Annotated in this window: 4 protein-coding genes; all 4 read left to right on the plus strand. The window is 44.6% G+C overall.

The features are described from left to right. The first annotated feature begins 2 nt into the window (after nucleotides 1-2). The 4 genes from ACWPVL_RS10410 to ACWPVL_RS10425 all read left to right on the plus strand — a co-directional run bounded on the left by ACWPVL_RS10410 (nucleotide 3) and on the right by ACWPVL_RS10425 (nucleotide 15,253). Nucleotides 3-446 carry an N-acetyltransferase family protein gene (locus ACWPVL_RS10410; protein ID WP_454388780.1) on the plus strand — a complete coding sequence of 148 codons (444 nt, stop codon included), beginning with the start codon at nucleotides 3-5 and terminating at the stop codon, nucleotides 444-446. Nucleotides 447-547: 101 nt separating this feature from the next. Continuing rightward, nucleotides 548-1,426, plus strand: coding sequence for a tRNA pseudouridine(55) synthase TruB (truB, locus tag ACWPVL_RS10415; protein WP_447450666.1), 879 nt, complete (start codon nucleotides 548-550; stop codon nucleotides 1,424-1,426). Between the two features lie 282 nt (nucleotides 1,427-1,708). Then, nucleotides 1,709-13,987 (plus strand): collagen-flanked surface repeat-containing protein, encoded by a 12,279-nt coding sequence (locus tag ACWPVL_RS10420; RefSeq protein WP_454388782.1) that lies wholly within the window; start codon nucleotides 1,709-1,711, stop codon nucleotides 13,985-13,987. 117 nt (nucleotides 13,988-14,104) lie between these two features. Further along, on the plus strand, nucleotides 14,105-15,253 hold the full coding sequence (locus ACWPVL_RS10425) for a glycosyltransferase (RefSeq protein WP_454388784.1): 1,149 nt from the start codon (nucleotides 14,105-14,107) through the stop codon (nucleotides 15,251-15,253). The last annotated feature ends 76 nt before the right edge of the window (nucleotides 15,254-15,329 follow it).

Below are 15,329 nucleotides of genomic sequence, written 5' to 3' on the forward strand. Positions count from 1 at the left end.
CTATGCAGATACGAAAAGTAACCATGAAAGATGCTGAAGCCTTACTGTCTCTATACGAAGACTTGGGCTATCCAACGACCGCTTCTAAGCTGGCTCGACGTTTAGAAATGATTCTCTCTCAGCCGCATTATGGCTGTCTTTTAGCTGAAAGAAACGGAGAAATTTTAGGTTTCTTAGGTTATGCAAAGCTCTTCTTTTTTGAATCAGATGGATCTTACTATCGTATTTTAGCTTTGTCAGTTGCAAAAGAAGCAAGACGACAAGGAATTGCTAGTAGGCTAATCAATGAATTGAAAAAACAAGCGGTAAAAGAAGGAGTTAAGGCACTGGCTCTAAATAGTGGATTAACTGCTGAACGAAATGCTGCACATCAGTTTTATAAGGCGGTTGGATTTGAAAAAGTGACTGCCGGCTTTGCTTTGCATTTAAAAAGTCAACATAAATAAATCATGAAAAATAGCAGAGGAAACAAAGTAATGTCTACAGCAAATATGAACAGCATAAGGGCTTCCAAAAGCGAGTTTTAGTATTTTTAGAAAGTTAATCAATGAACGGAATTATCAACTTAAGAAAAGAAGCGGGCATGACCTCGCATGATGCGGTCTTTAAGCTGCGTAAAATTTTGGGAACGAAGAAAATTGGTCACGGGGGCACCTTGGATCCAGATGTAGTCGGGGTGCTTCCGATTGCTGTGGGCAAGGCGACACGCTTGGTCGAGTTTATGCAGGAGGAAGGCAAGGTCTACGAGGGGGAGATTACGCTAGGATGCTCAACGACAACAGAAGATGCCAGCGGAGACATCTTAGAGCGGACGCCGGTGACAGAGCTTTTAGAAGAAGCTCTCATAGATGAAGCCATGGAATCTATGACTGGTGAGATTCGCCAGATACCGCCCATGTACTCAGCAGTCAAGGTTAATGGCCGTAAGCTTTATGAGTATGCGCGTGCAGGTCAAGAAGTGGAGCGCCCAGAGCGGCAGGTGACTATCTATAGCTTTGAGCGCACCAGTCCGATTGCCTATGAAGATGAGCAAGCTCGTTTTCGTTTTCGAGTCAAGTGCAGCAAGGGGACCTATGTCCGAACCCTGTCTGTTGATTTAGGAGCTAAGCTGGGCTTTGCCAGTCACATGTCCCAGCTGACAAGGACTTCTTCAGCAGGTATGAGCTTGGATGATGCTTTGACCTTGGATGAAATAGCGGAGCGAGTGGCAGTGGAGGATTTTACATTTCTTCAGCCTTTGGAGTTGGGGACAGGTGATCTACCCAAGATTGAACTAACGGTAGAGCAGCTAGAGGAAGTCCGCCACGGTCGCTTTATTTTCATTGAAAATGCGGCAACAATCTTGGCTGGTTTCCATAAAGGTAAGCTTATCGCCATCTTAGAAAAAAGGGAAGAAACCTACAAACCTAGAAAAGTTTTTCTTTGATGATATGAAAATATCAGGGTCCTGAAATTTATTTTCAGGATTTTTTTATGCCTAGAATAATTAACCAAATCTATAAACTAAAAAATGTATAAATATACTGTTCGAATAGATCAGAAACACTTATAAAATTTACTGTGAATTTTTAAAATAGCAATACTCAAAAATTGGACAGTTTTGCTAAAAATGATTAAGTAATAAAAGGGCTATAAAATTGCTTAAATCCCACTTATATGGTACACTTGAGGGAGTGACAATTTTAAATAATAAGGAGGGTTCCAATACATGGGACAAGACTGGAAGAAAATAGAAAGGCAACGTTTTACAATTCGTAAGACGAGAGCATGGGGTGCATGTTCAGTTTTTCTAGGATCAAGTATTTTCTTTCTAGGAGGGGGAGTTGCAAGTGCGCAAGAAGTTAGTCCTTCTGCACAAGATCAAGCAGCTCAAGTAGCAGAAGCTGCTAGAGTTTCAGATGAAAAAGAGTCTGAGAAACCGGCAACTGAAGCACAAGCCGAACCTGAAAAGAATGCTGCGTCAGTAAGTGCAGATGTTCAAGCAACTGAAGCTAAGGAACAAGCAGCACCTAGCACTGAAGAAGTAGCTAAAGCAGAAGAAGCAGCTGTTTCAAAAGATGAAAAGTCAGAAGAAACAAGCGCTCCGAAAGAAGCTAAAGCAGAAGAAAAGGCTGAGCCAAAAGAAGAAAAATCAGAGGCAAAAACAGCAAGTTCTGAAACTAATGAAGCCGCACAACCTAAGCGTTCAGGCACATCAGGATTCAGAAGTGTTAGTGGTACATCAGGATTCCGAAATACTGGTGCTACTCGCCAAGGATCTGACTATACTGTTACTCAAGATGGTAATCTAGCTACAGTTCAAGCGAATGCCTTGAAAACTCAGTTGGATAGAGCAGCATCAGAGAACTTGCCAGTTACACCGAACCAGCTTAGAAATTTTGGAACCGCAACAACTGACGAAGAAAGACGCAGATTAGAACGTCAAGCAGCGGATCTTCAAAATACTGAAGCTCAGGCAATGAATAGAAAAATCTCTGATTACTTGACGGCTAAACAAAGAGCTCAACAACTAACTGGTCAAGAAGGAAGTTTGCAACAAATTGCTCCTCAAAACCTCGTGTTCTCTGATGAGCCAAACGCAACGGCTAGGATTAGGCTGGCACAAGGAGACTGGTTCGTCAAAGACAGTACGCTCACATCCCGAAATCAATATGTTCGTGAAGCTTTGGATAGTCGGAGCTACAATGAGTGGCGAGACGGGACAACTACTCAACCGAATGCAGTTATCACTAGAGCCGATACAAGCCAACCGGCAGCAGAGCGAATCATCAAGGATCAAACAGATGCTTACTACATGGTTCATACGCAAGTTGGTAGAACCACAACAGTAGAGTACACCTTGCATAACTCATTTGCCGGTGGTCGACCTATTACGAAAGCTATTGCTCGATATACGCCTAAGAAGAGTTCTGCTTATGATGATAGTATGGTAATGGCTATCCATAAAGATCCAACTATGACAGTTTGGAATGGATCCAGCTATGATCGTAAAGGAACTGGTAACCAATTGCATATGGAATGGGAATTCTATTATGCGGATGGCACTAAGGTAGACTTTGGCAGAACACCTGGTGTTGTTTCTTTCGCTTCACGTAACCACCACGGGAATGATATTTACGCTGAAATTTATGGTAATTTGAGCTCAAATATGCAGAATGTACAAATTGTAGGTTCTTCTATCGTTCCACAGGCAAATGGTTGGTACTATGCAAATGGTAAGAATAACTCTTATAAAGGCCAAACTGAATATCAATGGGACCAACAAGGTAATCCAAATGAATTCTGGGGAGCGGGTGCTGCAAAAGTTACAAGTGGTACATCATTGAGCTTTGATATTGCCACCACTAACCCTGGTCAGCACTGGCCACGTCCGATTCGCCAATGGTTCTCATTTAATACCAACGTAAAAGCGAATAACGTCGTAACTAACCCTAATTTGACTTATACTCCTGCAGCATATGTCAATGAAGTTCCAGCACCAGAACCAGAAAAGTCTTATGACAGATTTGTCATGGATATTCCACATAATGTCAGAGTCGTAGATTATGAGAATGCCACTCCAGATCAAAAACGCGCCTTCGACAATCAAACTGGTTCTCAGATTGTTTACCAACAAGGTAAAGACGGACAAGTTATTGTTGTAGGACCAAAACCAGAAAACCTAAATGACGTACCGAATCCTAAGTTTACAGCTCAAGAACTTGAGACACTTAAAAATGGTGGAACTGTAAGAGGATTTAAAGGACACAATTACGTTGATCCTGTAGATACCATCATGGTTGTCAAACGTAATGCGGGACCAACTGGACCTAAGGGTGATAAAGGTGCAACAGGCGCAACCGGAGCCACAGGTGCAGCAGGACCAAAAGGCGATAAAGGCGCAACTGGTGCAACTGGAGCCACAGGCGCAGCAGGACCAAAAGGTGATAAGGGCGCGACTGGCGCAACCGGAGCCACAGGTGCAGCAGGACCAAAAGGCGATAAAGGTGCCACTGGCGCAACTGGAGCCACAGGTGCAGCAGGACCAAAAGGTGATAAGGGCGCGACTGGCGCCACAGGTGCAACCGGAGCTACAGGCGCGACCGGAGCTAAAGGCGATAAAGGTGAGACTGGTGCCACAGGCGCGACTGGCGCTAAAGGAGAAGATGGTAAGCCATCATTAGCCCAAGTCGTGGATAATAACAACGGCACCCACACTGTTAAAGTTGGACTGGATAAGAATGGCAATGGCCAGCTCGATCCAGATGAAGTAACCTCATCTACTATCGTTAAAGACGGAAAAGATGGTAAATCTCCACTAGCTAAGGTTGTTGACAACAACAACGGTACTCATACTGTTCAAGTCGGTCTTGATAAGAACGGTAACGGTGAGCTTGATCCAGACGAAGTAACTTCATCTACAATCATCAAAGATGGTAAGGATGGAAAAGCTGGTGCCACTGGTGCTACAGGTGCAACCGGAGCTAAAGGCGATAAAGGTGAAACAGGTGCTACCGGTGCAACTGGAGCTAAGGGTGATAAAGGTGAAACTGGAGCCACTGGAGCTAAAGGCGATAAAGGTGAAACAGGCGCAACAGGTGCGACTGGCGCTAAAGGAGAAGATGGTAAGCCATCATTAGCCCAAGTTGTCGATAATAACAACGGCACGCACACTGTTAAAGTTGGTCTGGATAAGAATGGCAACGGTCAGTTGGATCCAGACGAAGTAACCTCATCTACCATTGTTAAAGATGGTAAGGATGGAAAATCTCCATTGGCTAAAGTTGTCGACAACAATAATGGTACCCATACTGTTCAAGTCGGTCTTGATAAGAACGGAAATGGTGAGCTTGATCCAGACGAAGTAACATCATCTACAATCATCAAAGATGGTAAGGATGGAAAAGCTGGCGCAACCGGTGCCACTGGTGCTACAGGCGCGACTGGAGCTAAAGGTGATAAAGGTGAAACAGGTGCTACCGGTGCCACAGGAGCTAAGGGTGATAAAGGTGAAACAGGCGCAACAGGTGCGACTGGCGCTAAAGGAGAAGATGGTAAGCCATCATTAGCCCAAGTTGTCGATAATAACAACGGCACTCACACTGTTAAAGTTGGTCTGGATAAGAACGGCAATGGCCAATTGGATCCAGACGAAGTAACCTCATCTACCATTGTTAAAGATGGTAAGGATGGAAAATCTCCACTAGCTAAGGTTGTCGATAATAACAATGGCACCCATACTGTTCAAGTCGGACTCGATAAGAACAACAATGGTCAGCTTGATCCAGATGAAGTGACATCTTCTACAGTCATTAAAGATGGAAAAGCTGGCGCAACAGGTGCTACCGGAGCAACCGGAGCCAAAGGCGATAAAGGTGAAACAGGTGCCACAGGCGCGACTGGTGCCAAAGGTGAAGATGGTAAGCCATCATTAGCCCAAGTTGTCGATAATAACAACGGTACACACACTGTTAAAGTTGGTCTGGATAAGAACGGCAATGGCCAATTGGATCCAGATGAAGTAACCTCATCTACCATCGTTAAAGACGGTAAGGACGGTAAATCTCCGCTAGCTAAGGTTGTCGATAATAACAATGGCACACACACAGTTCAAGTCGGACTCGATAAGAACAACAACGGTCAGCTTGACCCAGACGAAGTAACATCATCTACAATCATCAAAGATGGTAAGGATGGAAAAGCTGGTGCAACTGGAGCTACAGGCGCGACCGGAGCTAAAGGTGATAAAGGTGAAACAGGTGCTACTGGTGCAACCGGAGCTAAGGGTGATAAAGGTGCAACTGGAGCCACTGGAGCTAAAGGCGATAAAGGTGAAACAGGCGCAACAGGTGCAACAGGAGCTAAAGGAGAAGATGGCAAGCCATCATTAGCCCAAGTTGTCGATAATAACAATGGCACTCACACTGTTAAAGTTGGTCTGGATAAGAACGGCAATGGCCAATTGGATCCAGATGAAGTAACCTCATCTACCATCGTTAAAGACGGTAAGGACGGTAAATCTCCGCTAGCTAAGGTTGTCGATAATAACAATGGCACACACACAGTTCAAGTCGGACTCGATAAGAACAACAACGGTCAGCTTGACCCAGACGAAGTAACATCATCTACAATCATCAAAGATGGTAAGGATGGAAAAGCTGGCGCAACTGGCGCTAAAGGAGAAGATGGCAAGCCATCATTAGCCCAAGTTGTCGATAATAACAACGGCACTCACACTGTTAAAGTTGGACTTGATAAGAATGGCAATGGCCAATTGGATCCGGATGAAGTAACCTCATCTACCATCGTTAAAGACGGTAAGGACGGTAAATCTCCACTAGCTAAGGTTGTAGACAACAACAACGGTACTCACACTGTTCAAGTCGGACTCGATAAGAACGGTAATGGTGAGCTTGATCCAGACGAAGTGACATCTTCTACAGTCATTAAAGATGGAAAAGCTGGCGCAACAGGTGCTACCGGAGCAACCGGAGCCAAAGGCGATAAAGGTGAAACTGGAGCAACAGGCGCCACTGGTGCCAAAGGAGAAGATGGTAAGCCATCATTGGCCCAAGTCGTAGACAACAACGACGGCACGTACACTGTAAAAGTTGGTCTGGATAAGAATGGCAATGGCCAATTGGATCCAGACGAAGTAACTTCTTCAACAATCGTCAAAGACGGTAAGGATGGAAAATCTCCACTAGCTAAAGTTGTAGACAACAACAATGGCACGCATACAGTTCAAGTCGGTCTTGATAAGAACGGTAATGGTGAGCTTGATCCAGACGAAGTAACATCTTCAACTATCGTCAAAGATGGAAAAGCTGGCGCAACAGGTGCCACAGGTGCTACAGGAGCGACCGGAGCCAAAGGCGATAAAGGTGAAACTGGAGCTACAGGAGCGACCGGAGCCAAAGGCGATAAAGGTGAAGACGGCAAGCCATCATTGGCGCAAGTCGTTGACAACAACGATGGCACGCATACTGTTAAAGTTGGTCTTGATAAGAACGGCAACGGTCAGTTGGATCCAGATGAAGTAACCTCTTCAACAATCGTCAAAGACGGTAAGGATGGAAAATCTCCACTTGCTAAAGTTGTAGACAACAACAATGGCACGCATACAGTTCAAGTCGGTCTCGATAAGAACGGCAACGGCGAACTTGATCCAGATGAAGTAACATCATCTACAATCATCAAAGATGGTAAGGATGGAAAAGCTGGTGCAACCGGAGCTAAAGGCGATAAAGGTGAAACTGGAGCTACAGGCGCAACTGGTGCCAAAGGTGAAGATGGCAAGCCATCATTGGCCCAAGTCGTAGACAACAACGACGGCACTCATACTGTTAAAGTTGGTCTTGATAAGAACGGCAATGGTCAATTAGATCCAGACGAAGTAACATCATCTACTATCGTCAAAGACGGTAAGGATGGTAAGTCTCCACTAGCTAAAGTTGTAGACAACAACAATGGCACGCACACAGTTCAAGTCGGTCTCGATAAGAACGGCAATGATGAGCTTGATCCAGACGAAGTAACATCATCTACAATCATCAAAGATGGTAAGGATGGAAAAGCTGGCGCAACAGGTGCCACAGGTGCTACAGGAGCGACCGGAGCCAAAGGCGATAAAGGTGAAACTGGAGCTACAGGAGCGACCGGAGCCAAAGGCGATAAAGGTGAAACTGGAGCTACAGGAGCAACCGGAGCTAAAGGTGATAAAGGTGAAACTGGAGCTACAGGAGCGACCGGAGCTAAAGGTGATAAAGGTGAAGACGGCAAGCCATCATTGGCGCAAGTCGTAGACAACAACGATGGCACGCATACTGTTAAAGTTGGTCTTGATAAGAACGGCAATGGTCAATTAGATCCAGATGAAGTAACCTCTTCAACAATCGTTAAAGACGGTAAGGATGGTAAGTCTCCACTAGCTAAGGTTGTCGATAACAACAACGGTACTCACACTGTTCAAGTCGGACTCGATAAGAACAATAATGGCCAGTTGGATCCAGATGAAGTAACATCTTCAACTATCGTCAAAGATGGAAAAGCTGGCGCAACCGGTGCGACCGGCGCCACTGGTGCTAAAGGAGAAGATGGTAAGCCATCATTAGCTCAAGTCGTGGACAATAACAACGGCACTCACACAGTTAAAGTTGGTCTTGATAAGAACGGCAATGGTCAGTTGGATCCAGATGAAGTAACATCTTCAACAATCGTCAAAGACGGTAAGGATGGTAAGTCTCCACTAGCTAAGGTTGTCGACAATAACAATGGCACACACACAGTTCAAGTCGGTCTTGATAAGAACGGAAATGGTGAGCTTGATCCAGACGAAGTAACTTCATCTACAATCATCAAAGATGGTAAGGATGGCAAAGCTGGTGCAACCGGTGCCACTGGTGCTACAGGCGCGACCGGAGCCAAAGGCGATAAAGGTGAAACTGGAGCAACAGGCGCAACTGGTGCCAAAGGTGAAGATGGCAAGCCATCATTGGCGCAAGTCGTAGACAACAACGACGGTACACACACAGTTAAAGTTGGACTTGATAAGAATGGCAATGGCCAATTGGATCCGGATGAAGTAACCTCATCTACCATCGTTAAAGACGGTAAGGACGGTAAATCTCCACTAGCTAAGGTTGTAGACAACAACAACGGTACTCACACTGTTCAAGTCGGACTCGATAAGAACGGTAATGGTGAGCTTGATCCAGACGAAGTGACATCTTCTACAGTCATTAAAGATGGAAAAGCTGGCGCAACAGGTGCTACCGGAGCAACCGGAGCCAAAGGCGATAAAGGTGAAACTGGAGCAACAGGCGCCACTGGTGCCAAAGGAGAAGATGGTAAGCCATCATTGGCTCAAGTCGTAGACAACAACGATGGCACTCACACAGTTAAAGTTGGACTTGATAAGAATGGCAACGGTCAGTTGGATCCAGACGAAGTAACCTCATCTACCATTGTTAAAGATGGTAAGGATGGAAAATCTCCACTAGCTAAGGTTGTTGATAACAACAATGGCACACACACAGTTCAAGTCGGACTCGATAAGAACAACAATGGTCAGCTTGATCCAGATGAAGTGACATCTTCTACAGTCATTAAAGATGGAAAAGCTGGCGCAACAGGTGCCAAAGGTGAAGATGGCAAGCCATCATTGGCGCAAGTCGTAGACAACAACGACGGTACACACACTGTTAAAGTTGGTCTTGATAAGAACGGCAACGGCCAGTTGGATCCAGATGAAGTAACATCTTCAACAATCGTCAAAGACGGTAAGGATGGAAAATCTCCACTAGCTAAAGTTGTCGACAATAACAATGGCACACACACAGTTCAAGTTGGTCTTGATAAGAACGGAAATGGTGAGCTTGATCCAGATGAAGTAACATCTTCAACTATCGTCAAAGATGGAAAAGCTGGCGCAACAGGTGCGACAGGTGCGACAGGTGCAACAGGTGCCACAGGAGCGACCGGAGCTAAGGGCGATAAAGGAGAAGATGGTAAGCCATCATTAGCTCAAGTTGTAGATAACAACGACGGTACTCACACTGTTAAAGTTGGTCTTGATAAGAACGGCAACGGACAGTTGGATCCAGACGAAGTAACATCTTCAACAATCGTTAAAGACGGTAAGGATGGTAAATCTCCATTGGCTAAGGTTGTTGATAACAACAATGGCACGCATACAGTTCAAGTCGGTCTTGATAAGAACGGTAATGGTGAGCTTGATCCAGACGAAGTGACATCTTCAACAATCATCAAAGATGGTAAGGATGGAAAAGCTGGTGCTACAGGTGCGACTGGCGCTAAAGGAGAAGATGGTAAGCCATCATTAGCCCAAGTTGTCGATAATAACAACGGCACCCATACTGTTCAAGTTGGTCTGGATAAGAACGGCAATGGTCAGTTGGATCCAGACGAAGTAACATCTTCAACAATCGTCAAAGACGGTAAGGATGGCAAATCTCCACTAGCTAAAGTTGTTGATAACAATAACGGCACTCATACTGTTCAAGTCGGACTCGATAAGAACAATAACGGCCAGTTGGATCCAGATGAAGTAACATCATCTACAATCATCAAAGATGGTAAGGATGGAAAAGCAGGCGCAACAGGTGCTACAGGCGCGACCGGAGCTAAAGGAGAAGATGGCAAACCATCATTAGCCCAAGTCGTGGACAATAATAACGGCACTCACACTGTTAAAGTTGGTCTTGATAAGAACGGCAATGGTCAGTTGGATCCAGATGAGGTAACCTCATCTACTATCGTTAAAGACGGTAAGGATGGAAAATCTCCACTGGCTAAGGTTGTAGACAACAACAATGGTACCCATACTGTTCAAGTCGGACTCGATAAGAACAACAACGGTCAGCTTGATCCAGAAGAAGTAACATCTTCAACTATCGTCAAAGATGGAAAAGCTGGCGCAACTGGAGCTACAGGAGCGACCGGAGCTAAAGGCGATAAAGGTGAAACTGGAGCTACAGGAGCAAAAGGTGAAGATGGTAAGCCATCATTGGCGCAAGTTGTCGATAATAACAACGGCACTCACACTGTTAAAGTTGGTCTTGATAAGAATGGCAATGGTCAGTTGGATCCAGACGAAGTAACATCTTCAACAATCGTCAAAGACGGTAAGGATGGCAAATCTCCACTAGCTAAGGTTGTTGACAACAACAACGGCACCCATACTGTTCAAGTCGGACTTGATAAGAACAACAACGGTCAGTTGGATCCAGAGGAAGTAACATCTTCAACTATCATCAAAGATGGTAAGGATGGAAAAGCTGGTGCTACAGGAGCGACCGGAGCTAAAGGTGAAACTGGCGCAACTGGTGCAACTGGTGCAACTGGTGCCAAAGGAGAAGATGGCAAGCCATCATTGGCGCAAGTCGTAGACAACAACGACGGCACTCATACTGTTAAAGTTGGTCTTGATAAGAATGGCAACGGTCAGTTGGATCCAGACGAAGTAACATCTTCAACTATCGTCAAAGACGGAAAAGATGGTAAATCTCCGCTGGCTAAGGTTGTCGATAACAACAATGGTACCCATACTGTTCAAGTCGGACTTGATAAGAACAATAACGGCCAGTTGGATCCAGATGAAGTAACATCTTCAACTATCGTCAAAGATGGAAAAGCTGGCGCAACCGGTGCCACTGGTGCTACAGGAGCGACCGGAGCTAAGGGTGAAGATGGTAAATCATCATTAACTGAAGTAGTTAACAACAACGACGGTACTCATACTGTTAAAGTTGGACTCGATAAGAATGGCGACGGTAAGCTTGATCCAAGTGAAGTAACGTCAACGACTATCGTGAAAGATGGCGCAACTGGTGCTACAGGTGCAACTGGAGCTAAGGGTGAAGATGGCAAGCCATCATTGGCTAAGGTTGTAGACAACAACGATGGCACTCATACTGTTCAAGTCGGACTTGATAAGAACGTCAATGGTCAGTTGGATCCAGACGAAGTAACATCTTCAACAATCGTCAAAGACGGTAAGGATGGTAAGTCTCCATTAGCTGAAGTAGTTAACAACAACGACGGTACTCATACTGTTAAGGTTGGAATCGATAAGAATGGTGATGGTAAGCTTGATCCAAGCGAAGTAACGTCAACGACTATCGTGAAAGACGGCGCAACTGGTGCTACAGGAGCGACCGGAGCAACTGGTGCAGATGGAAAAGATGGTAAATCATCATTAACTGAAGTAGTTAACAACAACGACGGTACGCACACTGTTAAGGTCGGTCTTGATAAGAATAGCGACGGTAAGCTTGATCCAAGTGAAGTAACGTCAACGACTATCGTGAAAGATGGCGCAACTGGTGCTACAGGAGCGACCGGAGCTAAGGGCGATAAAGGTGAAGATGGTAAATCATCATTAACTGAAGTGGTTAACAACAACGACGGTACCCATACTGTTAAGGTTGGTATCGATAAGAATGGCGACGGTAAGCTTGATCCAAGTGAGGTAACGTCAACGACTATCGTGAAAGATGGCGCAACCGGAGCTAAAGGCGATAAAGGTGAAACTGGTGCTACAGGCGCAACTGGCGCTAAAGGAGAAGATGGCAAGCCATCATTGGCTCAAGTCGTAGACAACAACGACGGCACTCATACTGTTAAGGTTGGAATCGATAAGAACGGTGACGGTAAGCTTGATCCAAGTGAAGTAACGTCAACGACTATCGTGAAAGATGGCGCAACTGGTGCTACAGGCGCAACCGGAGCGGATGGCAAGCCATCATTGGCTAAGGTTGTAGACAATAACGATGGCACCCATACTGTTCAAGTCGGTCTTGATAAGAACAACAACGGTCAGCTTGATCCAGACGAAGTGACATCTTCAACTATCATCAAAGATGGTAAGGATGGTAAGTCTCCATTAGCTGAAGTAGTTAACAACAACGATGGTACTCATACTGTTAAAGTTGGACTCGATAAGAACGGCGACGGTAAACTTGATCCAAGTGAAGTAACGTCAACAACTATCGTTAAAGACGGCGCAACTGGTGCTACAGGAGCGACCGGAGCAACTGGTGCAGATGGTAAAGATGGTAAAGATGGTAAATCATCATTAACTGAAGTAGTTGATAACCACGACGGTACTCATACTGTTAAAGTCGGTCTAGATAAGAACAACAACGGTCAGCTTGATCCAAGTGAAGTAACGTCAACGACTATCGTCAAAGATGGCGCAACTGGTGCTACAGGTGCAACAGGAGCTAAGGGTGAAGATGGTAAATCTCCATTAGCTGAAGTAGTTAACAACCACGACGGTACTCATACTGTTAAAGTTGGTATTGATAAGAACGGCGACGGTAAGCTTGATCCAAGTGAAGTAACGTCAACGACTATCGTTAAAGACGGCGCAACTGGTGCTACAGGAGCGACTGGTGCAACTGGTGCAGATGGAAAAGATGGTAAATCATCATTAACTCAAGTAGTTAACAACAACGACGGTACGCACACTGTTAAGGTCGGTCTTGATAAGAACGGCGACGGTAAACTTGATCCAAGTGAAGTAACGTCAACGACTATCGTGAAAGACGGTAAAGATGGTAAGACACCATTAGCAGAAGTAGTTGATAACCAAAATGGAACACACACCATTAAGATTGGTTTTGATACAAATGGCAATGGTAAGCTTGATTCAGATGAAGTAACCTCTGCTACTATCGTTAAAGATGGAAAAGACGGTAAAGATGGCAAAGACGGAAAAGATGGTCAAAGCTCACTTGTAACGCTCGTTGAAAATGAAGATGGTAGTGTTACTATTCTTGTTGGAATTGATAAGAATAACAATGGTAAGGTTGATTCTGATGAAGTAACATCTTCTACAATTATCAGAAATGGAAAAGATGGTAAGGACGGCAAAGACGGAAAAGATGGTAAAGATGGTAAGGACGGTAAAGATGGCAAGGGTGTAACCGGTCCAACCGGTCCAACTGGTCCAACCGGTCCAACTGGTCCAACCGGTCCTACAGGTCCAACCGGTCCAACTGGTCCTACAGGCCCTACAGGTCCAACCGGTCCAACTGGTCCAACCGGTCCAACCGGTCCTACAGGTCCAACCGGTCCAACTGGTCCAACCGGCCCTACAGGTCCAACCGGTCCAACTGGTCCAACCGGTCCAACTGGTCCAACTGGTCCTACAGGCCCAACTGGTCCAACCGGCCCAACTGGTCCAACCGGTCCTACAGGTCCTACAGGCCCAACTGGTCCAACCGGCCCTACAGGTCCAACCGGTCCTACAGGCCCAACTGGCCCTACTAATCCAATAAAACCAGTAGTTCCAACAGCTCCAACAGTTCCAGCTAAGCCAACAAAACCTGCAGGAACAACCAAAGTAGTAGCTAAGTCAGGAACCCTTCCTAAGACTGGTGACAATAGCAACCATGAAGTAGGTGTGGTAGGCGCAGGACTTCTATCAGCTGCACTTCTAGCTGCCTTAGGTGTTTCTAAGCGAAAAGAAGAAGAACTCTAAGATATTCTATTTATAAAATTTAAGCAATATCAAGTTTAGAGTAAAACAGAGGCTATTAGGATTATTAAAATTCTACTAGCCTCTAGTTTTGTTGTATTAATGTTTTGGAGGAATTGAATGTCATCAATTGTATTGAATATGATTGTAAAAAATGAAGCCCATATAATTTTGGAAACACTCCAAAATTTGGTCAATTCAATCACATTTGACTACTGGGTCATTTCTGACACTGGCTCCACAGATGGAACGGAAAACCTCATCTTGAACTTTTTTAGTGAGGTGGGAATTCCAGGAGAATTGCACAAAGATGAATGGCAAAACTTTGCACATAATAGAAATTTAGCCCTAAATTATGCAAGAGGAAAGGGAGACTATATTCTAATCTTTGATGCAGATGATTTCGTTGAAGGTAGTTTAAAAATTTCTACTGATCTTGAAGCAGATGCCTATTATCTCAATTTTTCAGATGAGAGTGGAGTTCTTTCATTTCGTCGTGTAGCTCTTGTTAAAAATAATCCAGAAATTTATTGGCGAGGAGTTGTGCATGAATTTATTGAATTGCCTGAAGGTGCCAGTTATGGAAATCTTGTAGGACCTTATTCAGTCATTGCAAGAACAAGAGGCGCTCGAAGTCTAGACGATGATAAATATTATCATGATGCAACTGTACTTGCAAATGCTGTTTATAATAATCAAGACCCTGATTTAGAGCCTAGATATACCTTTTATTGCGCGAGATCTTATCGTGATGCAGGTTTATATCAAGAGGCCTTGTCTTGGTTCAAAAAACGTGCAGTTATGACGGATGGATGGTCAGAGGAAGCTTATTATTCTTGTCTAGAAATAGCGCAAATTTATGAAAATGAAGGGAAAGCTCTTGAAGGACGGGAGTATTTGGAAAAAGCTATCCAGATTAACCCTAATCGCGCTGAAGCATGGTCTCAATTAGCCAAATTATATAGAGAGGCAGGGCAGCATCACATTGCTTTTGCTTATGCTTATATGGCTAAGGATTTAGAGTTGAATCCGGATAGTCTTTTCAGCTGGAACAGGGTTTATGACTATTGGATTCCATTTGAATTGTTAGAAAATGGTGTCAAAATAGGGAATTTTGAAGTTGCCTACCAAGGCTTCAGAGCTTTAATTCTGGCAGGACAGGCCGATACTTATAAGAACTATTATGAATACTTGCCTCAATTTGAACCATATCTAGATAATGAGATTATCGAGAAGATTATAGAAGTAATCAACGGTACAGAAGCTTAAGAGCAGCAATGCTAGATAGACTTTTGTCGATTATAGTGGCTTGATACAGCATAAACTTTGAGAGTGGGACAGAAAT

The organism is Streptococcus sp. Marseille-Q8145 (assembly GCF_965112035.1).